This is a genomic window from Bradyrhizobium sp. MI1.4, assembly GCF_055811315.1.
The window spans coordinates 109,792-133,319 of the sequence record NZ_JBVVPP010000014.1; the positions used below are offsets into that span (position 1 = coordinate 109,792).

The following is a 23,528-nucleotide window of genomic DNA, read 5'->3' on the forward strand; positions in this document are numbered from 1 at the left end:
TTGCGATCAAGGAGTCTGCTGCAAAATCGCCGAGCCGTTCAGGATTCCGAGCTGTCCGACGGCCGCCGCGTTGTTCGCGCCGATCTGGCCGATCAGGCTCGAATTGGAGCCACCGGCCTGGCCGAGTAACGCGGTGTTGGACGCCGTCGCGGTGGTGCCGCCCTGCCCGATCACTGAGGTGTTGACGGTCAGGAGCGAGCCCGTCTGCAGGGTGGTCGCAGTATTGGTGGCGCCGAACTGCATCGTGGTGGCGCTGTTGTTGGTGCCGCCACTCTGCGAGATGAAGGAGTTGTTGGTGGTGCCGAATTGCAGCACGGTGGCCGAGTTGCCGGCCTGGGCATCGACAGCGGTCAGCAAGCCGAACGCGACGATCGTGGCAACGAGATATTTTTGATGCATGACATTTCCTCCGCGAAAGTCGGCGGACAAGCTCTCACCGAGTCGTCCCGCCCGAGGCGGTGCTTTCAAGGATGGCGCGGACGCGCCGCAGATGACGCGTCCGGCCAAACGGGGCTGGCTTAGTGCGCCGTCTGCGAGACGGTGCTGCTGTTGACGCCGAACACGCTGAGTTGTCCGACGGCGGCGGCGTTGTTCTGAAGCGCGGCAGGCCCGAACGAGTTCTGGGTAATCGCGCTGCCGTTGTTGCCGAACGCCACCTGGCCGGTCGTCGCCGAGTTCTGCACGCCGACCTGGTTGACCGTGCTGCCGTTGTTGAGGGAGGCCGCGCTGGTGCCCTGCATCGTGGTCGCGCTGTTGATGATGCCGAGCTGGCTGGTTGACGAGCTGTCGTTGGTGAGGCCCTGCTGCGAGACGCTGGAACCATTCACGACGCCCACTTGCACCGTGGTCGCAGTGTTGGCGGCCTGCGCGGCGGAGGAGAGGGCGAGCACGGCAACGGAAGCAAAAAACAATTTGCGCATGGAATATCCTTTCTGGCTAAGATCTCTGACTGGGTTCGGATGCCGTCTTGGAGGAGGCCGACATCGCAGGACCGACTTTGAACCGATCGTGCTGCGTGCGACAGACTGCAGTTCATGCTAATCGGTACGGACTAGACGTTGCGCGGCGCCTTGGTGCCTGCGGCACTAGCTGTACGGTTGTCCCGTGCCGGTTCGTGTCGTCTCTTCTTCGCGTCCCATGCTGTCGACCAACCGCACCACCTCGATCGGCGAGCGAAGCTCCAGCTTTCGCATCATCCTGGTGCGATGGACCTTGGCCGTCACTTCGCTCACCCCGAGCCTCGCCGCGATCTGCTTGGCGACGAGACCTTCGGCCATCAACAGCATGATCTCCCGCTCCCTCGCCGTCAGCGTCTCGACGCGCTGGCGCGCTTCGCGCACGCTATCTTCGCGTTCGAGCCGCCTGCGGTCGCGCTCGATGCCGTGCCTGATCGCGTCGAGGATCTCCTGTTCGCGAAAGGGTTTTGGAAGAAACTCGACTGCGCCGCGCTTCATGGCCTCGACCGAGACGCGGACGTCGGAATGGCCGCTGATGAAGACGATCGGGATAAGCACGCCCGTCTCGGCGAGCCGGCGCTGAAGCTCGAGGCCGGTCGGCGCCGTGCCGGGAAAGCGGACGTCGAGCACAAGGCATGAAGGCCCGCCGGAAATAGTCTCCCCGAGAAACTCGTCGGTCGACGCAAACAATTTCACCTGATGCCCGGTCTCCTCACAGAGACTTCCTATCGCGGTTCGAATCTGGATCTCGTCGTCAATGACATAAACTGTGGCTTGGCCTGAACTCATGGAAACGCGCTCCCGGATTGGGGCTCGATGAACAAGCAACGAGCCATCCATTCTTCTTGCAAGCGAGATCAAGGTGCTTGGATGAATTCGCGGGGATCGAGCGAGTCGCTCCGATCCGCCGCTTCGACGTCTTAGGCCCAACACCCGTTCAATACGAGTGAAGGTGTTCACACATCGGGTTTCGTGATTGCGGGGATGCGCCCTCGCGACCTGCGGCATCATGGCGAGGCGCGAAATCGGCAATGCTGCGATTGGGAATGCGACGACCGGAAACGCGACGATCTGGCGTGGGAACTTCGGCATCGCCGAGTGCGTCATGGCGTCGCCACCCACGTGCCGACTTGAACGCCGGGCGCTGGCCGCTTCGGCCAGAGCAGACGAGACGTTCAGTCAGCTTGTCGAGTTCGATACCGCGCGCGTCATATCGATACGCTCCGTATGCATTTCGGGCAAGTCGTGAAAAATAGCACCCGCGGACTTTACTTCTGGATCATCAAGCGCACCCGACCGTCGCCCCGGCAGCGGCGACACACTGACGATCGCCTGCGTTTTTCAAGATTTACAACCATAGCGGGTTTACAACCATAGCGCGATCTTTGCCTTTGCCGCCAACGATGCCATTTCAAGAGGCGGGTTTTTGATATGCGATTTGTGCCAGTTATTGCTTTGCTCGGAACTGCATGTGGCCTCGCCGCGGTCTACGCCGCGGGGCCGGCCGTCATCACCGACGCGGCCGGGGCCGCGGCGCAGAAGGCGGCCCTCGCCTACGCATCGAGCCAACGGCTGCTCAGACCCGTGGGGCTGGAAGCACGGAGCTTCGGATCGGACGCCCCCGTATTCCGCTTTGCCTCAATCCAGCGCGGCAGCATCGAGCAGACCATCACCGTCACCGGAGCCCTGCAGCCGGTCAAGACGATCGAGGTGGGTTCCCAGCTGTCCGGGCAGCTCGCCCGGGTCTATGTCGATTTCAACGACACGGTCAGCAAGGATCAGCCGCTCGCCCTGATCGATCCGCGCAGCTTTGCGGCCAAGGTCGACGAAGCCCGGGCCTCTCTGGCCGTTGCCAATTCTCTGGTCGACGTCGCACGGGCCAAGCTCGATCGCACCAGGATCGATCTGCAAAACGCAAGGGGTAGCCGGGACGTGCTCGCTGCCAAGCTCGAGAGCGCCCAGGCGGTCAAGAGCTCGGCGCAAAAGACCTTGCAGCGGAAGCAAGCGCTCCAGTCGCAAAACGTGGTGGCCACGACGACGGTCGACGACGCGCAGACGGAGTTCACCGCACGTCTGGCCCAGGAACGCGAGGCCGAGGTTCTGATGTCCCTCAACTCCTATGCGGTGGATGGGGCGCAGGCCGACGTCCGCCGGATCGAGGCTGAATTGCAGCAGGCACGCATGGCCGTGCCGGAAAAGGCGGCCGTTCTCGCTGCGGCCCAGGCCGATCTCGACCGCACCGTGATCCGCTCGCCCATCGATGGCGTCGTCGTCGGCAGGTTCGTCAACGAGGGCCAGACCCTCGCGGTCGGACTGGAATCGCGCACCACGTTTGTGGTCGCGCATCGACTGGAGGACATGGAAATCCACGCGCAGGTCGACGAAGCCGATATCGGGCGCATCGCCCCCGACCAGCGCGCGCATTTCACGGTGGATGCCTACCCGGACCGTCGCTTCGAGGCGGTGGTGCGGCAGGTGCGCAAGGCACCGCAGAACCAGCAGCACGTCGTGACCTACACCGTCGTCCTGGCCACCTCCAATCTCGACGGCGCGTTGCTGCCCGGCATGACGGCGCTGGTGAAAATCGTGATCGAGCGGCAGGACGACGTGCTGAAAGTGCCGCTTGCCGCGTTGCGCTTCCAGCCCTCCGGCACGCGGCCGGACGCCGCGGCGCGCAGCGCCGTGTGGGCACGCACCGCAAGCGGCTCGCTCCGGCGTATTCCCGTGACTGTCGGCGCGTCCGGCACCGAACAGGTCGCACTCAGGAGCGGAGACCTCGTCGAGGGCAGCCAGGTCGCCGTGGGTCAGGCCATCCGGCCGGCGGGCATGGACTTTCTCGGCATCAGGTTCGGATCATGACGGCCCTCCCGCCCCTCATCAGCCTGCAGTCGGTCTCCAGGACCTATCGCGCCGACGGAGTAGCGGTGACTGCGGTGCGCAATGTCAGCTTCGACATCGAACGAGGCGAGATCGTCGCCGTGATGGGACCCTCGGGCTCCGGAAAATCGACGCTGATGAACATGATCGGGCTGCTCGACCTGCCGAGCGAGGGCGCGCTCTATCTCGAGGGAGCCGACGTCGCCGATCTCTCGGAAAACCACCGGTCGTCCCTGCGCGCCCGCAGCATCGGCTTCGTGTTCCAGTCCTACAATCTGCTCGCTCGCCACAATGCGATTGAGAACGTCGCGCTGCCGCTGGTCTATTGCGGCATCAGCCGCAAGGAGCGTCTGGCCCGCGCCGAGCAGAGCCTGGAGGCCGTCGGCATGGTGCACCGGGCCCACCACTTCCCGCGACAGCTTTCGGGCGGTGAGCAGCAGCGCGTCGCGATCGCGCGCGCCCTGATCGCCTCCCCGCTGATCGTGCTCGCCGACGAGCCGACTGGCGCGCTCGATAGCCGTACCGGCGCCGAGATACTGGCCCTGTTCGCCGCGCTGAACCGGACCGGCCAGACCATCGTGATGATCACGCATGACCCCGGCATCGCGACCCAGTGCCGGCGCACGATCCGCCTGCACGACGGCGAGCTCGTCGCGGACGAAACGCTGGTCCCGATCCTGCCGAAACGGAACGCTGCGCCATGACCATGCTCCAGGGCTTTCAGATCGCTTTGCACGCCTTGCGCCTGAATCCGTTGCGCAGCATCCTCACCATGCTCGGCATCGTGATCGGCGTCGCCTCGATCGTGACGGTGTTTGCGATCGGATCCGGCGCGCAGCTTCGCCTGCAGGAGCAGATCCGGTCAATCGGCGCCAACGTGCTGATGATCAACCCCGGCGCGGTCTACCAGGGCGGCGTGCGTCTCAAGGATGGCAGCAAGCTGACCATGACCGAGAGCGACGTGCAGGCGATCCTCGAGCAGATCCCCGAGATCCAGGCCGCGGCCGGCTCGATTGCAGGAACGGCCCAGGTCATTCACGAGAGCAAGAACTGGAACACGACCATCAACGGGACGACGACCGGGCACTTCATGGTGCGCGACTGGCAGCTTGCGAGCGGGCGCTATTTTTCCGGTAGCGAGGAGGCAGGCGCCGGCAAGGTCGTGATCCTCGGCAGCACGGTCGCGCATGAGCTGTTCGCGCCCGGCGAGGACCCGATCGGCGCACAGATCAGGATCATGAAGGTGCCGCTCGAAGTGGTCGGCGTTCTCGATCGCAAGGGACCGGCGCAGGACGACGTCGCCTTCGTGCCGCTCACCACGGCCAAGCTGCGCTTCCTCGGCAGCGCAAGCAACATCAACCGGGATTCGGTCGCCTATATTATCGCCAAGGTGGCCGCCGACGGACAGATGGCGGGGGCGCGAACGGAGATCGAAAACCTGCTGCGGCAGCGCCACCGTATTCCCGCTGGGCAGGAGGACGACTTCAAGGTCCAGGATCCGGCCGCCGCCATGGAAGCGCAGCAGGGAGCGATCCGCACCGTCGCGCTCCTGCTCGTCGCTATCGCCTCGGTCTCGCTGCTCGTTGGCGGCATCAGCATCATGAATGTCATGATCGTTTCGGTCACCGAGCGCACACGCGAGATCGGAATCCGCCGCGCGCTTGGCGGGCGGATGCGGGACATCCGTCTTCAGTTTCTCTGCGAGGCCCTCGTGCTCTGCCTGCTCGGCGGCGCGATCGGCGTCGGTGCCGGCGTCACGCTCTCGATGACGGTCGCTCGCATGGCAGGATGGATCACCTCGATCGACGGTCAGGCGATCGGCCTTGCCCTCGCCTTCTCGATCGCGACCGGCCTGATCTTCGGCTTTTATCCCGCCCACAAGGCATCCAAGCTCAGCCCGATCGAGGCACTCAAGACGGAGTGAGAATATGCTGGAGTGTTCGCATCGACCAATGGCCACGGAGGAGCAGTTATGAGTCCGGATCCGAAATATTCGATCACACCAACGCCACGCGAGCGGGACCTGATGACGCTGATCGCCCGCGGAATGCAGAACAAGAACATCGCGTACGAGCTCAAGATCTCGGAGAACACGGTGCGGGCGCATATCGGCAACATCATGCGCAAATACCGCCTTCAGAACCGGACCCAGATCGCGATCATCTTTGCCCTGCAGGCGGCGCCGCCATCGCTTCGCCGCAACCTGGCCAATGGCGGCCGCAATTCCACGACGGCCGCGCCGGTCAAGGCGGTCGCTCAGAATACGCCGGTGCCGACGGCACCGGATTGACCGCTCGGCCACAATCCCTTGCGTCATTTCGGGCGAAACACCCAAGTCCGGGGTCAACGCAACGGCGACAAAATATTTCTCTTTATTAGAATTCGGATTTTTGTTAAGAATTTCTCAACCCGGCCCAAGGAAGAGGGGCGTATCGCGATCGTCACGAACGCGGGCCGGACGGCGGTGGACGTTAGTCACATCGGCGCGAAGGCTTCGCAGGGCGGCTAACCGTGAGCGAAGGCGTCGCGCACACGACCGGTGCGATCGGCGTACGGCAAAATCGTGTGGTCCTGACGCCCGGGGTCTGTGCGTCAAGCTTGCGGTGATGTGGGTTGCCCAACCGGGCACACGCATCAGCCATCCGCAAGGCGACGGGGCAATAGTGCATCGCTCCCCGGGGAGAGCACGACATAAGCCGTAAAACCACTGCGCAGGGAAGGCCGGATGTTTTGGCTTCACCTGTATGCTGCTGTGCAATTTTGTTCGACAATCTCGCACAGTGGACCGCGGGTGCCAGCCGGCACCCGGTCTTCCCTGCGCCCTCTTTCATTTTGAGGGTGAGGCGACCAAGCAAAGCTCGGGCGAAATGCGCCGCGAGAGGGCGAAGGTGTGTCTGCCACTCGGAATGCGAATCGAAGCGCGACGCTGCCAGCCACTCACTCCGTCATTGCGAGCGCAGCGAAGCAATCCAGTCTGCCGCCGGGGAAAGATTCTGGATTGCTTCGCTGCGCTCGCAATAACGATGCTGAAGCAGCGCGTGCCGACACCGCGATCTCGTGCCGCCGGACGCCGCGCAGAGCGGGGCCCCTGTCCTTCTTTACATGGCGCTCCGCTCTTGTAACAAAACCGTCATGCAGCGAAACTAAATGAAGCCGGGGGCCGCGGTTGGCGGCCAAGCCGCCTCGCAGGGAGAGATTTTGATGCGCCGTTCGCTGGTGTTGCTGTCAGCCGGACTGACAGTGTTGTCCGCAGGATTTTCGACCGGACCTGCCTCCGCAGAGAACAACACGCCCCGTAACCTGATCCTGTTCATTCCGGACGGTCTGCGGGCGCTGAAGGTCACGCCTGAGACCGCCCCCGCAATGGCCGAAATCCGCGACAAGGGCGTCAACTTCAAGAATTCGCATTCGCTGTTCCCGACCTTCACCATGGCCAACGGCTCGGCGATGTCGACCGGCCATTATCTCGGCGATACCGGCGTGTTCTCCAATACGATCTGGACCAACTACACTTCGGTACCCGCCGGCGACACCGTGGTCCCCTTCATCGAGAACGACGCCGTGCTTGGCGACATCGACGAGCATTTCAAGGGCGACTACCTCAACGAGGACACGATCCTGAAATTGGCCCGCGACAAGGGCTACAGCACCGCCGCGCTCGGCAAGCATGGTCCGACCTATCAGTTCGACCACACCGACAAGCCCGAAAAGGCCGGCCTGCATTCGGTCGTGTTCGACGATGCGACCGGCGGCAAGAACGGCGTGGCGCTGTCGGACGAGGTCAAGGCCGCTCTCACCAAGGCCGGCCTGCCCCTCGCCACGCCGCCGCGCGGCGACAACTCCAAGGCGGGCGATGCCAAGACGCCCGGCACCACGGCGGCCAACGTCGCGCAGCAGGCCTATTTCGCCGACGTCGCGGCCAAGGTCGTGCTGCCGATGTTCAAGGCGCGCAACAAGCCGTTCGTGCTGGTGTTCTGGTCGCGCGACCCCGATGGCAGTCAGCACAACACCGGCGACAGCCTCAACCAGATCATGCCCGGCATCAACGGGCCGACCTCGATGGCCGGCATCAAGAATGCCGACAACAACCTCGCCCAGCTCCGCAAGGCGCTGGACGAGCTCGGCCTTGCCGCCACCACCAACATCATGGTCCAGGCCGACCACGGCTTCTCGACCATCTCCAAGGAAAGCAAGACCAGCTCCTCGGCCAAGGTCAGTTATGACGACACGCCGAAGGACTTTTTGCCGATGGGTTTTCTGGCGCTCGATCTGGCGAAGGCGCTCGACCTGCCGCTGTTCGATCCCAACGACAAGAACGCCAAGGTCGAGGGCAACAAGCATCCCAAGGCCGGCAACGGCGTGCTCGGCAAGGATCCGGAAAAGCCCGATCTCGTCGTCGCCACCAATGGCGGCTCTGACCTGATCTATTTGCCGACCAAAGACAAGAAGCTGGCGGCCAAGACCGTCAAGCTGCTGCTTGAGCAGGATTACGTCTCCGGCCTGTTCGTCGATGACTCGCTCGGCCGCTTCCCCGGCACGCTGCCGCTGTCGAGCATCAATCTGCGCGGCAAGGCGGCGACGCCGACGCCGGCGATCGTGGTCAACTTCCGCTCCTATGCCAGCGATTGCGGCGAGGCGCCGACCAACTGCTCGGTGCAGGTCGCCGACACCGTGCTGCGCCAGGGCCAGGGCATGCATGGCAGCTTCAGCCGCGGCGACACCATGAACTTCATGGCCGCGATCGGTCCGGACTTCAAAGCCGGGTATGTCAGCGAGATCCCGGTCAGCAATGCCGACGTCGGCATGACGGCCGCTCAGCTCCTCGGTCTGCGCGCTTCGCAGAACGGCGGCCTCGTCGGCCGCGTGATGTCGGAGGCGTTGCCCAACGGCATCGTGCCGAAGGCGTACAAGGGGGTCGAGAAGTCGAAGAAGTCCGAGAACGGCCTGCAGACCGTGCTGAATTTCCAGCGCGTCGGCAGCCAGCGCTATTTCGACGCCGCCGGTTTCCCGGGCCGCACCCTCGGGCTGGAGCCGGACGCCGGCAAACAAAAAACGGCGGGGAAATAACCCCGCCGTTCAAATGCGTCCTTCGTGAAAGGCCAGAATTTTACATGCCCAAAATCTTACATGCCGATGTCGAACACGTTCGGCAATTGGCCCGCCAGGGGCAGCGCGGTGGCGCCCAGGAAGGTCGCCACCATCGCCATCAGGCGACGGTTGTTGTGGCGCTTGCCGCGCATCTGGCCGGCGATCCACTCGAGCATTTCGCTGTTGACCTTGGAGGCATAGGACGGCGCCCAGCCTTCGATATCGGACTCGGCCGACAGCGCGACGCTGCGCGGCGGCACCTTCAGGCCGGAGGCGCTCGCCGCATAATGGGCCACCGCCTTGGCGAGCAGGTCGTCGAACCGGCCGCCATCGGTCCGTTCGGTCGCTGCTTCGTTGATCTCGAACAGCACTTCGGCCTCGGCGCGGCTGACGGGCTGGTCGTTGACGGCCGTGGCGGTCAGAATGCGGGCGCACCAGGCGGTGTCATCGGCATCGAGCGAGCGGGAGAAGTGCACCCTTCCCTTGGTGGTCGGGCCTTCGCCCGTGATCACGCCGTCGCGCACGATGGTCAGTGCATGGGCCGCGGTATCGCGGCAAGACGGTTCGAGGGACGGCGACTCAACAGACTTATGCGCAGCGGCAGACATAGTTCACTTCCAGATTTCTTCTGATCGGCCAGCAATTTCATGCCGGCGTAAAGGGGTGGTTAATGATTCGGTACCGGGATCGCGACTCTTTGAGATAGTTGCCAATTGGTCGCTGTCAGGACCATTTTGGTTCTGGCAAGCGCCGGGCGAGCGTGATGGAAGTCATAAAAGGCTTTCTCGGGGCAATCACGCCCGTATAGCCCCGGTGGAGATGTTTCGCCGCGGGCGCGGCTGTAACAAAAAGGTGCTAGGAAATCAGGCCTTCAAAGAAGGAATTCACATTTTACTTGAAGCGGTTCAGTTAGCGTTCACTTGGGATCGCGGAGACCCTATAATGGCCGCGACGGTCAAAGATGAATTCGCAAGTAAATTCAATAACATGAGGTAGAACCATGACACTTCCGATTGGCACCACCGCCCCCGACTTCGAAGCCGAGACCACCGAAGGGAAGATCAAGTTCCACGACTGGATCGGCAATAGCTGGGCGCTGCTGTTCTCGCACCCGAAGGACTTCACACCGGTTTGCACGACCGAGCTCGGCGCGCTGGCCAAGCTGAAGCCGGAATTCGACAAGCGCGGCGTCAAGCTGATGGGCCTCTCGGTTGATCCGGTCGACCGCCATTCCAAATGGTCGGAGGACATCAAGGAGACGCAAGGCGCGGCCCCGAACTATCCGATGATCGGCGACACCGATTACAACGTCTCCAAGCTCTACGGCATGCTGCCGGCCGCGATTTCGGGCGATCCCCTCACCCGCACGGCCGCCGACAACCAGACGGTCCGCAACGTCTTCATCATCGGGCCGGACAAGAAGATCAAGCTGGTGCTGGTCTATCCGATGACGACGGGTCGGAACTTCCAGGAGATCCTCCGCGTGATCGACTCGCTCCAGCTCACCGCCAAGCACCGCGTCGCGACCCCGGCCGACTGGTCGCAGGGTGACGACGTCATCATCGCGGGCTCGGTCTCCAACGACGAGGCCAAGACGATCTACCCGCAAGGCTGGAAGGAGCCGAAGCCCTACATCCGGATCGTGCCGCAGCCGAAATAACGGAACTGTCATTCCGGGCGATGCGTCAGCGCCGCCCGGGACGACGATGTTAGCTCTTACGCCGCGCGCACGCGTTCGAGGAAGCCCTCGACCTCGGCCTTCAGGTGCAGGCTCTCGCCCGACAACGCCTGGGCGGAGGCAAACATCCGGCTGGACGTCTCACCGGTCTCGTTCGCACCCTCGGCGGCCTGACGGACGTTGACGGCGACATCGGCCGTGCCCGATACCGCCGCGCGAACGCTGGCGACGATGTTTTGGGTCGCGCTCTTCTGCTGCTCGACCGCCGCCGAGATCGAGCCCGCGATGCCGCTGATGCGCTCGATGGTCTGGCTGATCGCCTTGATGGCGACAACCGATTCCTCGGTCGCAAGCTGCATGCTGGCGATCTGGTTCGAGATCTCGTCGGTCGCCTTGGCAGTCTGGCCGGCGAGCGTCTTGACCTCCTGGGCCACCACCGCAAAACCGCGGCCGGCATCGCCCGCGCGCGCGGCCTCGATGGTCGCGTTCAGTGCCAGCAGGTTGGTCTGCTCGGCGATCGAGGTGATCAGCTTGACGACATCGCCGATGCGCGCGCCCGCCTCGGAGAGCTGCGCGATGCGCTGATCGGTCGCCTCGGCCTGCCGCACGGCCTCAGCGGAAATGACGTTCGATTCCTGCACCCGCCGGGTGATTTCGGAGATCGATTGAGACAGCTCGTCCGAGGCCGACGCCGCCGAACGCACGTGCTCGGAGGCGCTTTCGGAAGCTCCGGCCGACCGCGCCGACAGATCGGCGGTGGAGCGCGCAGTGTCGGTGAGCTGCCGCGCCGTCCGCTCGAATTCGCCTGACGATGTCAGCACCTTGTCGAGAATGCCGCCGACACCGCCCCGGAACTCCTCGACGAAATTGCGCAGCTCGGATTTGCGCTGCTCGGCGGCCGCAGCCGAAGCGGCCGCCTGCTCGCTGCGCATCCGCGCCCGCTCCTGCGAATTGCTCCTGAACACCGCGACCGTGCGGGCGATCTCGCCGATCTCGTCGGCGCGATTCTCGCAATCGATCTCGACGTCGCTCTGGCCTTCGGCGAGCGCGGTCAGCGAGCGCGTCACTGAGGTGAGCGGCTTGGTGACGCGGCGGACGACCAGCAAGGTCAGAACCAGCACCAGCAGCGCCGCGAGCCCGGCGGCGATCGCCATGCTTTCGATGGTGTGGGCCAGCATGCTCTCGAATTGGGCCATCGGGATGCCGACATAGAGGATGCCGGCGACCTTGCCGCTGGCGTCGGCGATCGGGAAATAGGCGGTCATGAAGGACTTGCCGAACAGGGTGGCCGGGCCCTTGTAGGCCTCCCCACGACGCAGCAGCGCCTGCGCCGGATGATCGGCGGCAAGCTGGGTCCCGACGGCGCGGTCGCCATTTTCCTTCTTCACGTTGGTCGACCGCCGCACGAACTGCCCGCTCGCATCGTCGAACACGAACAGGGTCGCGTTGCCGCCGACATAGGACACCGCGCGATCGACGATGGCGTGATCCCTGAAGTCCGGCATCTTGGGAATCTCGGCGCGCGCCACCGCGCCATCCCGCATCGTGATCTTCGCATCGGGAACGATTTCGGCAAAGGCCAGGGCCAGCGTCCGCAGGCTAACCTCGATGTCGCGGAGCGCACGATCGTTGAAAGCGGAGCTGAGCGACCAATAGCCGGCGCCAACCACGAGCGCCGTATTCATGGCGATCAGCAACACCGCGCACAGGAGCGCCTTGGTGCCAAGTTTGAATTGCGGCAGAAACTTCGCCGTTGCTCGTCCGTACATGAATGAAATCACCTCCGTAATTCCTGCATACTCGTGCAATCGGCTTACGGTCGCATTAATGACGGTTCCATCGCAGCACGCGACATGCTTTCCAAATCGTTAATGAGGCCACCCTGACCACGCCCAGAACTACGCTAAGCACTACGCCAAGCGCTCCGCCTATCATCGTCTGGCTTCGCGACGACCTCCGCCTGTCCGACCACCCCGCCCTCCACGCTGCCGCCAAGGCGGCTGCGAAGACCGGCGCGCCGGTGATCTGCCTCTATGTGCTGGACGATTCGGCCGGGCGAGCGCCGGGCGCCGCGGCGCGCTGGTGGCTGGCGCAGTCGCTGCGGGCGCTCGGCGCCGACATTGCCACGCGCGGCGGATCGCTGATCCTGCGCAAGGGGCCGGCAGCCAGGGTGATCGCGGAGGTGGCGCGTGAGAGCGGAGCCCGCACGGTCCACTGGAACGGGATCGCACAGGCGCCGCATCAGGCGATTGAGCGGCAGCTCGAATCCGCGCTGGCAAAGATCGGCGTGGACTCGCAATGTTTCCCCGGCGACCTGCTCGTTCCGCCCGCGGTAATCCGCAACAAGGAAGGCCGCGGCTTGCGCGTGTTCACGCCATTCTGGCGGCGCGTGCTGGCGCTCGGCGATCCGCCAAAGCCCCTGCCGGCGCCGAAGGACCTGCGTCCTGCGCCGACGGTCGCCAGTGACACGCTGGAGACCTGGAAGCTCGAGCCTGGCAAGCCAGATTGGGCCGGCGGCCTGCGCGAGACATGGACCCCGGGCGAAGCTTCCGCCCGCGCTCGCCTGCGCGACTTCCTCAAGCACACCGCACAAGGCTATGTCGGCGATCGCGACCGCCCGGACCGCGAGGGCACCTCACATCTGTCACCGCATTTGAGATTCGGCGAGCTCAGCCCGCGCCAGGTCTGGCACGCCGCGCGGTTCGCCGCGGCGGAAAATCCCGCGATCGGACCCGGCGTCGACAAGTTCCTGAGCGAGCTCGGCTGGCGTGAGTTCTGCCGGCACCTGCTGCACGACCATCCCAACCTTGCCTCCGAAAACCTGCAAGCGAATTTCGACGGCTTCCCATGGAAGCCCGACGCCAAGGCGCTCGCCGCCTGGCAGCGCGGCCGCACCGGCTATCCCATCGTCGACGCCGGCCTGCGCGAACTCTGGCACACTGGCGTGATGCACAACCGGGTCCGAATGGTGGTCGCCTCGTTCCTGGTCAAGCACCTCCTGATCGACTGGCGCGCCGGCGAAAGCTGGTTCTGGGACACGCTGGTCGATGCGGATGCCGGCATCAATCCCGCCAACTGGCAGTGGGTCGCGGGCTGCGGCGCCGACGCGGCGCCCTATTTCCGCGTGTTCAATCCGGTGCTCCAGGGCGAGAAGTTCGACCCGGATGGAGCCTATGTGCGACGCTGGGTGCCCGAGTTGAAGGATGTGCCACCCGAGCTGATCCATCAGCCCTGGCAGGCGACACCGATCGAGCTTGCGAGCGCCGGCGTCACGCTCGGCAAGAGCTATCCGCATCCGATCGTCGATCATGCCAAGGGACGAGAGCGCGCGCTCGCCGCCTACGCAAAGATCCGCAAAGGTTGAGCGTTGCTTTGACACAATTATGAAACGCGCTATCGTCACCGCTCCATGCAAACCGTGGGGGACGATATGGACGACGACAAGCCGATCACCGAACAGGCGATGGACACGATCACCACCGCCGTGGAAGCGACCAAGGACGCCGCTGTCACTGCGGTGAAGCAGGTCAGGAAAGCCGCCAAGAAGGCTGCGAAGAAGGTAGCGCCGAAGAAGGCGTCCAAGAAGAAAGCCAAGAAGGCTCCGAAGAAAACTTCGAAGGCCACCAAGAAGACTTCGAAGAAAGCTGCAAAGAAGTCGTCGAAGAAGGCGGCCAAGAAAACAGCAAAGAAGGCCACCAAGAAAGCTGCCAAGTCGAAAAAGAAGTCCACGAAGGCCAAGCGCTGATCGCAACGCTCAAGTCTCCGGGGGCGGACGCGCCCGGAGACGGCTCCAGCGATATCCTACCCTCACCGCTTGGCTGCGCGCCGGCCCGGGTGATGTTTGCCTTGCGGATCGCGAAATTCGCTGCGATGGCCGCGCCGGTCCTCGGCGTTGAAGCGCCGGCGCTTCTCGGGCGAGCCGAACTGCTTGATCAATCTCCTGCCGTTCACCTTTTTGATGACGTAGCCGCCCTCGGTCATCGAGAACGGCTCCTTGAGCAATCCCATGTGGTCGAACTTCGTGCCGCGGGGATGCTTGAAGGGTTCGAACCAGGACGGATAAACGAAGTTCGACATCGGGAGATCGTTGACGACGAAGGCGTCCTCTTCCACTGCGTCGCAGACCTCGTAGGCGTATTGGGTGTGCCGGGTCTTGTCGGCCCACAGATTGGCCATAGGGTCGAGCACCATCTCGAACAGCTCATGCGAGGCTGCCAGACTGACCGGATCGTCCTTGGACAGCGCCTTGAGGAAGATCTTCGAGATCGGCTGTCCCCGATGCGTCAATTCATGCCGCCCGAGGAAATTCTTGTGGGTCGCATCGTCGAAATAGACCAACTGCCAGTCAGTGGGCTTCGGCTTGCGGGTAACGTCGAGATCGACGGGGTAGCCCCAGACCGGCAGGAAGTGCTCGTCATAGCATTTCTGCAGCGCGGCCGTGAGCCGCGCCATCACCTGCTCGCTCATCATCTCCTCTGCATAATTAATGCAGGCAATCCGGACTGGCTTCAGGGACCTGCCAAGCAATGCGCGTCTCGCCTTCTTCATGGAAAATCACCTGTGAAAGGGGCACTGAAATGCGCCGACCCTAGCACGAACGCGCCGCGCACGTCAGGGATGTATTCGAGCGGCTTGGCCCGCCGGCCCTAGAAGCGTCGGTTGACCACGAACACCGCGGCCGCGCACATCACCATGCCCGCGATCGCCAGCGCATCGAGCTTTTCTCCGAACAGCAGATAAGCCATCAGCGCCGTCACGGCGGGCACCAGATAGAACAGGCTTGCAACAGACGTGGCGGCGGCGTGGCGGATCAGCCAGTACAGCAGCCCGATCGACCCGATCGAGAGCGCCACGGCGAGCCAGGCCAGCGCGAGCATGAACTCGCGCGTCCAGTGCACCACGCGGTCCTCGAACAGGAACGCGCCGATCGCGAAGAAGATCGTGACGGACACGTACTGCACGAGATTGCCGGCGCGCCAGTCGATGTGGTTGCAGTAGCGGCGCTGATAGAGCGTGCCGAGCGTGATGCTGATCAGCGAGACCACCGAGGCGAGCCAGCCGAGCCCGGCTTCGCCGGTCATGGGACGGCCGTGCAGGATCAGCACCACGCCGCCGAGGCCAAGCACGAGCCCCGCCCATTGCACCGGCGTCACCTTCTCCCCGAGCCAGCGGTTGGCGATGGTCGAGGTCAGGATCGGCTGAAGGCCCGGAATGAGCGCGGAGAGCCCGGCCGGAATCGAGTGCGCGATCGCGATCGCGGTGCCGCCGAGATAGAAGCCATGGACGAGAATGCCCGCGACTGCGCTGTGCGCGATGCCGATACGATCCGGCCATTTCGGTCGCGCGATCGCGACGATGATCGCCATCAGACCGACCACGAACGCCATGCGGATCGCGAGGTAGGTCAAGGGATCGGCATTGTTGACGACGTATTTGGTGCCGATGAAGCCCGTGCTCCAGAGCAGGACGAACAGGATCGGCGCGGCGCGGGCGGCCAGGGCTTCTTGATTGTGGTTCATTGCCGCCCTCATTGCCTCACAGGGGGCCGATGCGGCAATGCGAATTTCGGCCAATTTCGTCCGGGCGATGCTGCGCTGCGACGGACCGGACGGCTCAGCGGCTCACCATTCGTCCGGACAGGGATCGATGATCTTCCAGAGCTCGACGCCGTTCTTGATCTTTTTCATGTCGGTGGTGAGCCCGCCATTGCGGCGAATCCAGTCCTTCACCGTGTCGGGGTAGTAGGCCATCAGGTCGGACGTCCCCTCCGCGCTGGTGACCTTGATGCCGAAAGTGAAGGCCTTGTCGTAGTAAGCCTGGTGGAAGCCGAGGCTGGCGCGCGGCGTCACGCAGATCTTGTTCATCGGCACGATGCCGAGCACCAGGGTGCAGGCCGAGTTGCAGATGCCGTCGATGATGACGCGTTCGCCCTTCTCGCGGACGCGCTTGTACTTGGCCTTGTACTCCTCGACATAGCCGCCGTGGTCGCGGGTAATATGCAGCTCGGCCCGCGCCGGCGTGGCGGCGACGACCGAGAGCAACAGCAGGCTCAGAAGCGTGATGCGCATGGCGAGGTGACGGCGAAAGCCTTCAGGAATGGACCGGTCTATGAACCCCGAGAAGCCGGCAACAGGAGTCTTGAGCTAATTCTCTTTGGTCATACTTGTGTGGGGAATTCGTTAAGCATCTCGAAAAGGCCAAAAATGGGCAAGTCCGGACCACAGAACCGGCAATTCTGTCACACCCACCCCGGAATCTGCGGGATTGGCGTCGATTTCCGGGCTGCAGACGGGTGTTCCGGCCGCCCGAACTGGCTATAAACGGCTGACCTATTCGTGCGGGTTCCGGAGATTCGAGATGAGCAAGTTGAAGCTTGTAGCCGCGGTTGCTGTCCTGTCGGCCGCAATCCTTGCCCCTGGCCTCGCAGAGGCGCGGGGATACCACCGGTACCATCGCCACTACACGAACCCGCTGCCCTACCCGATCAGCTATCTGCACAATTACGGGCCCGGCATCACGCCCGGGACGTTCGCCTTTTACGACGGCCCGTCGACCAACCATTGCTACCAGAGCGCAGCCGCCTATGTCGGCCAGGACCGCCGTCGGCACCCCTGCTTCTGAGGGGTGCAGGCGGGTCCTCTGCGGGGGCCGCTATTTGGCGGCGCGGACAGCAGTAATTGCTTCTCGATCTCGTAGACCGGCAGTTTGACGAGGTCCTTGCCGACCTCGCCCTGGAGTGCCTTGCGCACCACATCCGAATAATCGGCGCGAATCATCCCAAGCGCACGCGGCGAGGCCACCATGGTCAAGGCCGAGGTTCTCGCCTGAGCTGACGGCGGCATCGAGCCGTCCGGCCAGGCCGCGCAGGAAGGCGCGCTCGGCCTCGTCGTGCCAATCAGTCTGCTCCACCGAGCTGCGCGTGCTACCGGCCGCGCCGTGGAGCCTGCCCGGCGCGTCGGTCCCTTGCGCACCGGTCGAGGGATTGGGCTGTTCGTGCACCTCCCTGGTGTGGAGGTTCGGAAACATCTCGTCGCCGAGGTTTTCCAGAATAAGCGCCTTGCGCCCGTCGCACACGACCAGCCAGTCACCCTTGTCGATTCTCATTTGGTCCATTGCACAGCTCCAAAGCCACCTCGCTAGCCAGCTCATCGAAATGCTCGAAAGCTGGCCACGACGCCAAGCTTAGGGACGAAGCTGCACCGACGAATTGCGCGGGATCAAGGATGGCGGCGATGTCCTGCGGAGCGCAACGCAAGCGCAGCATTGGTCAAGAGCGCGAACCTGGGATAGTCTGGCGGAGCTAAAGGTCAGGCCTGCGGCGGGCTGGGCTGAAGACCTGTTCATCAGCATTACATTTCGGTCCCGCCACAATTTGATCAGAACAAACTTCGATATCCCTGTATTGCGTAAGCGGAGAAAGACATCATGAAGCTGAGAATTGGCCTCGTCGCCGCGTCCCTGTTCGGTGCGTTGGTCGCATCATCGGCGGCGTCTGCCATGCCCATCGCGCCTGCTCCTGCGACGCCGCAGGTCTCCGACGTCGAACAGGTCCGCATGGTCTGTGACGCCTGGGGACGCTGCTTCTGGCGCCCGAACTACTATGGATACTACGCCCCGCGGCCCTATTACGGTCCCCGATATGCACCGCGCTTTTACGGTGGCCCTCGCTATTACGAACCACGCTATCGCCGCTGGTGATTCTAAAGGGGCCCTTCGGGGCCCCTTCGCTTTTGCGAGATCAAGGATGTTGGTCTGGAGTCATTCCAAAACTGATCTAGATCAAAGACGCAATCCGCCACGCCGTCATTCTCCGACGATGGTCGATTTGATCGTTTTTCGATGTCCCCAGACGGGCATGAATGTGCAGACACATCTGGAGAAGCAACTGAGACAGGAGGCACAGAGCTTTGCCTCCTTCGCCTGTCCCGCCTGCACGCGGCTGCATTTCATCGACCTCGCCTCCGGCCAGCCGATGACTCGAGATCGTTGACGACGACACCGATCCGCCAAGCTTCATGCCATGATGTCCGCAATACTACGGCCCGGAATCCGGTTTACTGAAGCGCGATGTTTCGCCATTGATGGCGATGTTCCGACGTTCATTTGATTGTCATATTGCAGCAGCCGGTCGCACGCATGTTGTTCGACGCCCTCGCCCCATCCTCGGCGCTTCAATTGATCGGCTTTGCCGACGTCGATGCGTTTCGGCCCATCGAGTCGATGGAAGATGCGAGAAGCATTCCGCTCGACGTTCGGAATTTCGCGGCGGCTCGTGCTGTCGTCTCCCTGCCCGGCTGCCGCATCGTCATGATGCGCTCGTTCGCGCGCATCCTCGACGCCGCCTATCGGATGCCCGGGGGGATGGTGATCCTGCCCATGACGGACGACCTTCAGGTCAATTCCAAGGGCATGGATCTGGACACGCGCTTCTTCATCGCGCTCCGCGGCAGCGATGAATGCCATTTCGTCGAGCGCCGGACCAATCATCATGCGATGATCATCTTCTCACCCGGCATGAGCGACCGGGGCTGGTTCGATCAGGCGGACGACTTGCGGGCCTATGTCGCGAACCGCCCCGCTTTGCTCCACATTCGGCAGCTCCTGCTCGACATTCTGCGAACCGCGTCGGTGCAGCCGGCCCTGTTCGAAACGACCGAGGTCGCCGCCCATCTCCAGGAAGGCCTGCTGCTCGCGCTCGACGATCTGTTTCGCATTGATTCGCTCTCGGACCGGAGTGCCTCCGTCCAGGGCGAGCGGTCGGTCAAACTCGTGCAGCGGATCGACGATTACGTCGCAGCACATCCGACTGCTCCGATCTATACCGCCGATCTCGCCGGCGAGTTTGGCGTCTCGATCCGGACGCTCGGCGGCGCCGTCAGCAAGGTGCGTGGCATGAGCCTGCATCAATACATTCGCCTGAAAAAATTGTGGGCGACGCGGTCTCGCCTTCTCAAAGGCGGGGGTGCCAACGTCGCCACATGCGCGCGCGCCCAAGGCTTTCACCATTTGGGGGAGTTTGCCGCAGCTTACCGCGCGACCTTCCACGAAGCGCCGTCCGACACGCTGGCACGGGGCCGGCAAGCCGGTCCGACGGCACGCTGACCAGATAGGCTCCGGCCTTCCGACGCGGCGCGCGCCTCAAGGGAACCAGTTCCTTCGAACCGCATTATCCAAGCAGTGCGCCGGCGGCGCACTGAAGCACCCCGCGCCCCACACGCGGGTTTTTTCTCGCCGTCAACCAAGTGGTTCAGGAAAAAAATGTCTATCAGCCGCAACGTATTGTTTCTGATCATCGGTGCTCTGGTCGTCACGGCGGCCGTGCTCGGCTACAATCTCTACCAGACGAAGAAGCAGCCCGATGGCCTGCAAATCAATGTCGGTCCCAACGGGCTGAAGATCCAAGGCAAATAGAGGCGGCTCACGGCCTCGCGCCAGATCCGAGAAAACTCTGGCCCTGCAAGTGGCGCGCTCGGAGAGATTCGAACTCCCGACCCTCGGAATCGAAATCCGCCCAGAGCCCCAGCAAAATCAAGGACCGTTCTGAATTTTCCCGGTCCGTTCACCCATTGATAACACACGTGAAATTCGACCGTTCAGAACGACGGCCATGTGCACCCACTATGCACAGGGGAGAGCGGCCATGACAGTCGTTGATGTTGTCGGCTGGCTGCTTCTGGCGGTCGTGTTCGTCGCGACCGTAAGCGCAAGCAGCCGACCGCCTAGCTGATACGGGAAGATCCACCAGCGTTAACGCTGGCGGCTCTCTGTCTGCCCAACGTGTGCCTCACCTTCGACCTTGCAGCTGATCAAGCTCCTTCTGCGCCGCTGCGCGGCGATCGTCGATCCACCGGGCGAGGTCGGAAAGGTGGACGCCCTTCGCCGCCTTCGCGCTTGTCTCGATCCTGACAAGAGGCAAATCGATCTGGCCCTTGGTAGCCTTCCGCGTGAACTCGTCGGGTGTCAGATGACAGAAGTAGTCGCGGCAGACCAATTCCAAAGGAATGATCGCCGCGCCACTGTATTGAGCCATGAGTAGGAACGCTGTGTTCATTAGGCCGCGATCTCCATGGGCTCCAAGAGGCGATCCAAGCTCCCGCCATCGAGCCAGGAGGCGGCTCGCTGCACCATCCGAGCCCCGGCCCGGTCGGAGGGTTCAAGCAGTTGCATCAGCCGCGCAAGCCGCTCGACCGGCGCTATGGCCCACAGGACTGTTTCGATTTCTTCAGCGGGCTGGACCGTCCCTGGAATAGCGGCGATCTCAGCGCGCGCGAACGACGCCGCCTCCTGAAGCTTACGAAATTTAGAGATCAGATATTCGTCAGCGCGAACGGTCCGGTTTGCGAGGGTCATGGCATCCATCCTCTGTTTGACTTGCGTATGATCTGTATCATACATATGATGACACGATACGCAAGATGGTGATAAAGGTAATCGCCGAATTCTTTTGGATGGTTCGCATGCCCCCTAAATTGGAAACCGAAACGAAGCGCCTCAACATGGTTGCCCCCGTCAGTTGGGTGCAGAAAATCGATGAGTGGAGACGTCACCAGCCCGATCTCCCGAATATCTCGGAAGCGATCAGGCGGCTGGTCGACTTAGGACTGGAGACCTCAAAAAAGCTGGGCAAGTCAGGCCGCTGATGCTTCTGGCCGATTCGGCCGGCCCCTGACTGCGGGCAAGATCGCAACGCGCGTTGCGATCTTCGCACCGAGCAAACCTTAAAGGTCAGTTTACGAAAGCCGGGTCAGGGTCCACCCAACCGTCCCCGTGAAGGCGGGGGTTGTATTGATTTGGAAGCTGCCGACCTCCTTACCAGAGACCCAGAATGGCTGATTGGCCGGAAGGTCCAGCGCAACAACGTAGTTCGCGCTCGGCAGATTGACCGGAAAAGTGACGGTGCGCTGGGTGTTGCCGGAGAACAACGCGACGGTGCCGGAGAGGTCCTGCGTGCCGCCGATAACGCGCAAACTCCCAATTCTGGCGCTGACCACGTTAAAATTCACCCGGCAGCAACGTCCATCTGACGGGTAGCGCGCCGGTTGTCCCGGCTCTCACAATGTTAAAGCCTCCCGCAGTTTTCGAGTTGGTATCTACATAAAGCGACGCATCAGAGCCGGACACCACAACGTTATAGTTCGCCGAGTACTCATTAGCCGGGAACGTGACCGAGGCGGTTGTGGTTCCGTTCGCGATGGTCGCGCTACCTGCCCTATTCACTTGGTCATAGAAGTTCACAACCACGCCCGCAGTATTCAGCATGACGGCTGACTGGCCGAGGTACGTGTTATTCAACAACTTTGGCGGTTCCGGGTTTGTAACGAGTGATCCGATCTTGGTGAACCGCCATGGAATATCGACGTGTTCAAAACGATTTCCGTAACCAATGAGGCCGAACGGGTGCTGTCCTTCAGGCACCTCGTAGTGAAGGCCGTATGCGTTGCCTTCCAAGGCGTTGTTCAAGAACTCTACGGAATTTGCCGCGTAGGGTATGCTGTTTCCGCCCGTGTGTGTCCCAGCATTGTCTGCGATTAGGGCACAAGTACCTGATCCTGTACTGATCTTGGTATTCTTGATGATAAGGAAGTTGTTCGAGCCAGTGCTAACGATGCCATACGTCATGGTGTTCGGGCCGTTCTGCCTAATCCAGCAGTCGTCAATAGTAACCCAGTACGCACCCTGCGTGTAATCGTTCTCGTCGCTCTGTTTGATGTTGAAGCCGCGGTTCTGCGTCCACCCGCCACCAGCAACAGACACTCTACGTAATGTAGTGCTAGATGAGCCTTTAAGACTGATCGCGCATAACGCTCGATTGTCCGGTCTCGTCATATCGAACTCTAGGCCCTCTAAGGTCAGGCCAACATGGTTCGCGGCTTTTCCAAATTCAAATACCGGCCCGCTCCCGATATCACCGGGGCGGATGGTGGCTCCGTAGCCGGATATGCGCGTGTTCCTATATTGCCACGGACTGAACCCGTTGATCGTCGCTGCCGTGTAATATCGCCCGGCGGGGATTATCATGTCACCAGTACAGGGGATGCCAGTCACATCCTGAACCGTTGCAAAGTTATTCATCATTTCAAAGCAAGCTAGAAACGCATCGCTGTCATCCGTACCGGATGTGCCTGTGTCGTCAGCCTTAGCGCCGAACATGAACGGATGGATCAGATGATCGCTGATGATCCAACACTGTCCGTCCGCATCGACTTTGTGCCAGGGCTTGATAACGCCGGGCGTAGCAATGCGCCGCCATGTAGACGCCAGCGGATCGACAGTCTGAAATCCAACAGGCCGGATTGCCAATACCTCGGCAGGAAAGGGAGTGCTGCCAATTGCAGAGATAGTGATGCTATCCGGGATAGCGGCCACCGCAGCATCGCGGGCCGCCAGCGCGTCGTTGCGATAACCCAGCGTGGTCGTTTTGTCCGCAGCTACAGTAATTCTGTCCGCAGCCACGGCGGCCCTGTCAATGGCGGTCGCTTGGCGGTCCGCAGCAGTGGCAGCAAAGTCAGACCGATCCAGCCGCTCACTCAACTGCTGATCGCGCATGGCGGCGAGATCGAGCGCCGCCTCGATTGTTTTCGCAAAAAACGGACCTTGATTTTCGAGATCGATTTCCTGAGTAAATGGCGCATTGCGCAGGATCGTGATCGTCTGTGCAGCCGTTGGCGCAACGGTCAACGCGACTTGCCCGCCGCCCGCCGCGCCAACATCCGACACGATATAGTCGGCGTCGATCGTCAGAACAGTTTCCACCCCCGCCGTCTCGCGAACGACCTTGATATGGTCCTCATCGAGGATGCGGAACCCATAGTCAAAAACGGTAGTCACGCCGTTCCCGATGTAAGGCCCCGATCGGTTTACTTCGCTTGCAACAGTCATGATGGTCCCTCCCTTTCGATGATGCGGGACCATGTACGGCCAACGGTTAT

The 23,528-nt window shown here is 62.5% G+C and carries 25 protein-coding genes and 1 pseudogene; 13 read left to right on the forward strand and 13 right to left on the reverse strand.

The annotated features are described in order from the left end of the window. Positions 1–6: 6 nt before the first annotated feature. From AC0L23_RS18380 to AC0L23_RS18390, 3 genes are all read right to left on the reverse strand, one after another. Complete coding sequence (locus tag AC0L23_RS18380) at positions 7–399, reverse strand: curlin (RefSeq protein ID WP_085351327.1); 393 nt, start codon at positions 397–399, stop codon at positions 7–9. Between the two features lie 119 nt (positions 400–518). Beyond that, entirely contained in the window at positions 519–920 is a 402-nt protein-coding gene (locus AC0L23_RS18385; protein WP_018455265.1) for a hypothetical protein, read from the reverse strand. 165 nt (positions 921–1,085) lie between these two features. Next, positions 1,086–1,745: a response regulator transcription factor gene (locus AC0L23_RS18390; protein ID WP_018455266.1), complete on the reverse strand. Its 660-nt coding sequence runs from the start codon at positions 1,743–1,745 to the stop codon at positions 1,086–1,088. Positions 1,746–2,387: 642 nt separating this feature from the next. Between AC0L23_RS18390 and AC0L23_RS18395 the strand changes: the two genes are divergently transcribed. The 5 genes from AC0L23_RS18395 (at position 2,388) to AC0L23_RS18415 (ending at position 8,900) form a co-directional block, all read left to right on the forward strand. Beyond that, positions 2,388–3,815 carry an efflux RND transporter periplasmic adaptor subunit gene (locus tag AC0L23_RS18395; RefSeq protein ID WP_473357183.1) on the forward strand — a complete coding sequence of 476 codons (1,428 nt, stop codon included), beginning with the start codon at positions 2,388–2,390 and terminating at the stop codon, positions 3,813–3,815. Next, positions 3,812–4,537, forward strand: a complete 726-nt coding sequence (locus tag AC0L23_RS18400; protein ID WP_085351324.1) for an ABC transporter ATP-binding protein — start codon at positions 3,812–3,814, stop codon at positions 4,535–4,537. The genes AC0L23_RS18395 and AC0L23_RS18400 overlap by 4 nt, the downstream gene beginning before the upstream one ends. After that, entirely contained in the window at positions 4,534–5,757 is a 1,224-nt protein-coding gene (locus tag AC0L23_RS18405; protein ID WP_085384476.1) for an ABC transporter permease, read from the forward strand. The genes AC0L23_RS18400 and AC0L23_RS18405 overlap by 4 nt, the downstream gene beginning before the upstream one ends. A gap of 48 nt (positions 5,758–5,805) precedes the next feature. Beyond that, entirely contained in the window at positions 5,806–6,123 is a 318-nt protein-coding gene (locus AC0L23_RS18410) for a response regulator transcription factor (protein WP_473296514.1), read from the forward strand. Positions 6,124–7,034: 911 nt separating this feature from the next. Continuing rightward, a complete protein-coding gene (locus AC0L23_RS18415) occupies positions 7,035–8,900 on the forward strand; it encodes an alkaline phosphatase family protein (protein WP_473298474.1) in 1,866 nt (621 codons plus the stop codon). A 56-nt stretch (positions 8,901–8,956) separates the two neighbouring features. On the opposite strand, the gene AC0L23_RS18420 is transcribed toward AC0L23_RS18415, so the two are convergent. Continuing rightward, a complete protein-coding gene (locus tag AC0L23_RS18420; RefSeq protein WP_247362444.1) occupies positions 8,957–9,529 on the reverse strand; it encodes a hypothetical protein in 573 nt (190 codons plus the stop codon). Positions 9,530–9,921: 392 nt separating this feature from the next. On the opposite strand from AC0L23_RS18420, the gene AC0L23_RS18425 reads away from it, so the two are divergent. Beyond that, a complete protein-coding gene (locus AC0L23_RS18425) occupies positions 9,922–10,581 on the forward strand; it encodes a peroxiredoxin (protein WP_018455274.1) in 660 nt (219 codons plus the stop codon). A gap of 56 nt (positions 10,582–10,637) precedes the next feature. Here AC0L23_RS18425 and AC0L23_RS18430 read toward each other — a convergent pair whose 3' ends face one another. Continuing rightward, positions 10,638–12,368 (reverse strand): methyl-accepting chemotaxis protein, encoded by a 1,731-nt coding sequence (locus AC0L23_RS18430; protein WP_247371798.1) that lies wholly within the window; start codon positions 12,366–12,368, stop codon positions 10,638–10,640. A 191-nt stretch (positions 12,369–12,559) separates the two neighbouring features. Between AC0L23_RS18430 and AC0L23_RS18435 the strand changes: the two genes are divergently transcribed. Together AC0L23_RS18435 and AC0L23_RS18440 are read left to right on the forward strand one after the other, a co-directional pair. Continuing rightward, a complete protein-coding gene (locus AC0L23_RS18435; RefSeq protein WP_473357202.1) occupies positions 12,560–13,963 on the forward strand; it encodes a cryptochrome/photolyase family protein in 1,404 nt (467 codons plus the stop codon). Between the two features lie 66 nt (positions 13,964–14,029). Beyond that, entirely contained in the window at positions 14,030–14,344 is a 315-nt protein-coding gene (locus AC0L23_RS18440) for a histone (RefSeq protein WP_473298477.1), read from the forward strand. Positions 14,345–14,406: 62 nt separating this feature from the next. Here AC0L23_RS18440 and AC0L23_RS18445 read toward each other — a convergent pair whose 3' ends face one another. The 3 genes from AC0L23_RS18445 to AC0L23_RS18455 form a co-directional block, all read right to left on the reverse strand. Beyond that, positions 14,407–15,147: a hypothetical protein gene (locus tag AC0L23_RS18445; RefSeq protein ID WP_085360890.1), complete on the reverse strand. Its 741-nt coding sequence runs from the start codon at positions 15,145–15,147 to the stop codon at positions 14,407–14,409. Between the two features lie 98 nt (positions 15,148–15,245). Beyond that, on the reverse strand, positions 15,246–16,118 hold the full coding sequence (locus tag AC0L23_RS18450; protein WP_018455279.1) for a DMT family transporter: 873 nt from the start codon (positions 16,116–16,118) through the stop codon (positions 15,246–15,248). A 102-nt stretch (positions 16,119–16,220) separates the two neighbouring features. Further along, on the reverse strand, positions 16,221–16,667 hold the full coding sequence (locus AC0L23_RS18455; protein ID WP_007603109.1) for a hypothetical protein: 447 nt from the start codon (positions 16,665–16,667) through the stop codon (positions 16,221–16,223). Between the two features lie 289 nt (positions 16,668–16,956). On the opposite strand from AC0L23_RS18455, the gene AC0L23_RS18460 reads away from it, so the two are divergent. Next, positions 16,957–17,220 carry a hypothetical protein gene (locus tag AC0L23_RS18460; RefSeq protein ID WP_018455280.1) on the forward strand — a complete coding sequence of 88 codons (264 nt, stop codon included), beginning with the start codon at positions 16,957–16,959 and terminating at the stop codon, positions 17,218–17,220. Between the two features lie 50 nt (positions 17,221–17,270). Here AC0L23_RS18460 and AC0L23_RS18465 read toward each other — a convergent pair. Next, positions 17,271–17,712 (reverse strand): annotated as a pseudogene (locus AC0L23_RS18465) (host attachment protein); the annotation flags it as partial. Between the two features lie 312 nt (positions 17,713–18,024). On the opposite strand from AC0L23_RS18465, the gene AC0L23_RS18470 reads away from it, so the two are divergent. The 3 genes from AC0L23_RS18470 to AC0L23_RS18480 all read left to right on the forward strand — a co-directional run bounded on the left by AC0L23_RS18470 (position 18,025) and on the right by AC0L23_RS18480 (position 20,010). Beyond that, positions 18,025–18,297, forward strand: a complete 273-nt coding sequence (locus tag AC0L23_RS18470; RefSeq protein ID WP_473357184.1) for a hypothetical protein — start codon at positions 18,025–18,027, stop codon at positions 18,295–18,297. A 438-nt stretch (positions 18,298–18,735) separates the two neighbouring features. Then, positions 18,736–19,701: an AraC family transcriptional regulator gene (locus AC0L23_RS18475; protein WP_473298480.1), complete on the forward strand. Its 966-nt coding sequence runs from the start codon at positions 18,736–18,738 to the stop codon at positions 19,699–19,701. A gap of 156 nt (positions 19,702–19,857) precedes the next feature. Then, complete coding sequence (locus AC0L23_RS18480; RefSeq protein ID WP_018455284.1) at positions 19,858–20,010, forward strand: hypothetical protein; 153 nt, start codon at positions 19,858–19,860, stop codon at positions 20,008–20,010. A 373-nt stretch (positions 20,011–20,383) separates the two neighbouring features. On the opposite strand, the gene AC0L23_RS18485 is transcribed toward AC0L23_RS18480, so the two are convergent. Further along, entirely contained in the window at positions 20,384–20,650 is a 267-nt protein-coding gene (locus tag AC0L23_RS18485; protein ID WP_473357185.1) for a pyocin activator PrtN family protein, read from the reverse strand. Further along, complete coding sequence (locus tag AC0L23_RS18490) at positions 20,650–20,949, reverse strand: hypothetical protein (RefSeq protein ID WP_473357186.1); 300 nt, start codon at positions 20,947–20,949, stop codon at positions 20,650–20,652. The genes AC0L23_RS18485 and AC0L23_RS18490 overlap by 1 nt, the downstream gene beginning before the upstream one ends. Before the next feature lie 65 nt (positions 20,950–21,014). Here AC0L23_RS18490 and AC0L23_RS18495 point away from each other — a divergent pair, with 65 nt between their 5' ends. Then, the gene (locus AC0L23_RS18495; RefSeq protein WP_473357187.1) at positions 21,015–21,239 is read left to right on the forward strand and encodes a hypothetical protein; all 225 of its coding nucleotides are present in this window, start codon (positions 21,015–21,017) and stop codon (positions 21,237–21,239) included. A 90-nt stretch (positions 21,240–21,329) separates the two neighbouring features. On the opposite strand, the gene AC0L23_RS18500 is transcribed toward AC0L23_RS18495, so the two are convergent. Both AC0L23_RS18500 and AC0L23_RS18505 read right to left on the reverse strand, forming a co-directional pair. Beyond that, positions 21,330–21,602, reverse strand: coding sequence for a hypothetical protein (locus AC0L23_RS18500; protein ID WP_473357188.1), 273 nt, complete (start codon positions 21,600–21,602; stop codon positions 21,330–21,332). Beyond that, positions 21,592–23,478, reverse strand: coding sequence for a right-handed parallel beta-helix repeat-containing protein (locus AC0L23_RS18505; protein WP_473357189.1), 1,887 nt, complete (start codon positions 23,476–23,478; stop codon positions 21,592–21,594). The genes AC0L23_RS18500 and AC0L23_RS18505 overlap by 11 nt, the downstream gene beginning before the upstream one ends. Positions 23,479–23,528 lie beyond the last annotated feature (50 nt).

Bases quoted from the DNA above. Each gene is read 5' to 3' on its own strand.
- AC0L23_RS18380 (WP_085351327.1), bottom strand. From the start codon at position 399: ATGCATCAAAAATATCTCGTTGCCACGATCGTCGCGTTCGGCTTGCTG.
- AC0L23_RS18385 (WP_018455265.1), bottom strand. From the start codon at position 920: ATGCGCAAATTGTTTTTTGCTTCCGTTGCCGTGCTCGCCCTCTCCTCC.
- AC0L23_RS18390 (WP_018455266.1), bottom strand. From the start codon at position 1,745: ATGAGTTCAGGCCAAGCCACAGTTTATGTCATTGACGACGAGATCCAG.
- AC0L23_RS18395 (WP_473357183.1), top strand. From the start codon at position 2,388: ATGCGATTTGTGCCAGTTATTGCTTTGCTCGGAACTGCATGTGGCCTC.
- AC0L23_RS18400 (WP_085351324.1), top strand. From the start codon at position 3,812: ATGACGGCCCTCCCGCCCCTCATCAGCCTGCAGTCGGTCTCCAGGACC.
- AC0L23_RS18405 (WP_085384476.1), top strand. From the start codon at position 4,534: ATGACCATGCTCCAGGGCTTTCAGATCGCTTTGCACGCCTTGCGCCTG.
- AC0L23_RS18410 (WP_473296514.1), top strand. From the start codon at position 5,806: ATGAGTCCGGATCCGAAATATTCGATCACACCAACGCCACGCGAGCGG.
- AC0L23_RS18415 (WP_473298474.1), top strand. From the start codon at position 7,035: ATGCGCCGTTCGCTGGTGTTGCTGTCAGCCGGACTGACAGTGTTGTCC.
- AC0L23_RS18420 (WP_247362444.1), bottom strand. From the start codon at position 9,529: ATGTCTGCCGCTGCGCATAAGTCTGTTGAGTCGCCGTCCCTCGAACCG.
- AC0L23_RS18425 (WP_018455274.1), top strand. From the start codon at position 9,922: ATGACACTTCCGATTGGCACCACCGCCCCCGACTTCGAAGCCGAGACC.
- AC0L23_RS18430 (WP_247371798.1), bottom strand. From the start codon at position 12,368: ATGTACGGACGAGCAACGGCGAAGTTTCTGCCGCAATTCAAACTTGGC.
- AC0L23_RS18440 (WP_473298477.1), top strand. From the start codon at position 14,030: ATGGACGACGACAAGCCGATCACCGAACAGGCGATGGACACGATCACC.
- AC0L23_RS18445 (WP_085360890.1), bottom strand. From the start codon at position 15,147: ATGAAGAAGGCGAGACGCGCATTGCTTGGCAGGTCCCTGAAGCCAGTC.
- AC0L23_RS18450 (WP_018455279.1), bottom strand. From the start codon at position 16,118: ATGAACCACAATCAAGAAGCCCTGGCCGCCCGCGCCGCGCCGATCCTG.
- AC0L23_RS18455 (WP_007603109.1), bottom strand. From the start codon at position 16,667: ATGCGCATCACGCTTCTGAGCCTGCTGTTGCTCTCGGTCGTCGCCGCC.
- AC0L23_RS18460 (WP_018455280.1), top strand. From the start codon at position 16,957: ATGAGCAAGTTGAAGCTTGTAGCCGCGGTTGCTGTCCTGTCGGCCGCA.
- AC0L23_RS18470 (WP_473357184.1), top strand. From the start codon at position 18,025: ATGAAGCTGAGAATTGGCCTCGTCGCCGCGTCCCTGTTCGGTGCGTTG.
- AC0L23_RS18475 (WP_473298480.1), top strand. From the start codon at position 18,736: ATGTTGTTCGACGCCCTCGCCCCATCCTCGGCGCTTCAATTGATCGGC.
- AC0L23_RS18480 (WP_018455284.1), top strand. From the start codon at position 19,858: ATGTCTATCAGCCGCAACGTATTGTTTCTGATCATCGGTGCTCTGGTC.
- AC0L23_RS18485 (WP_473357185.1), bottom strand. From the start codon at position 20,650: ATGAACACAGCGTTCCTACTCATGGCTCAATACAGTGGCGCGGCGATC.
- AC0L23_RS18490 (WP_473357186.1), bottom strand. From the start codon at position 20,949: ATGACCCTCGCAAACCGGACCGTTCGCGCTGACGAATATCTGATCTCT.
- AC0L23_RS18495 (WP_473357187.1), top strand. From the start codon at position 21,015: ATGGTGATAAAGGTAATCGCCGAATTCTTTTGGATGGTTCGCATGCCC.
- AC0L23_RS18505 (WP_473357189.1), bottom strand. From the start codon at position 23,478: ATGACTGTTGCAAGCGAAGTAAACCGATCGGGGCCTTACATCGGGAAC.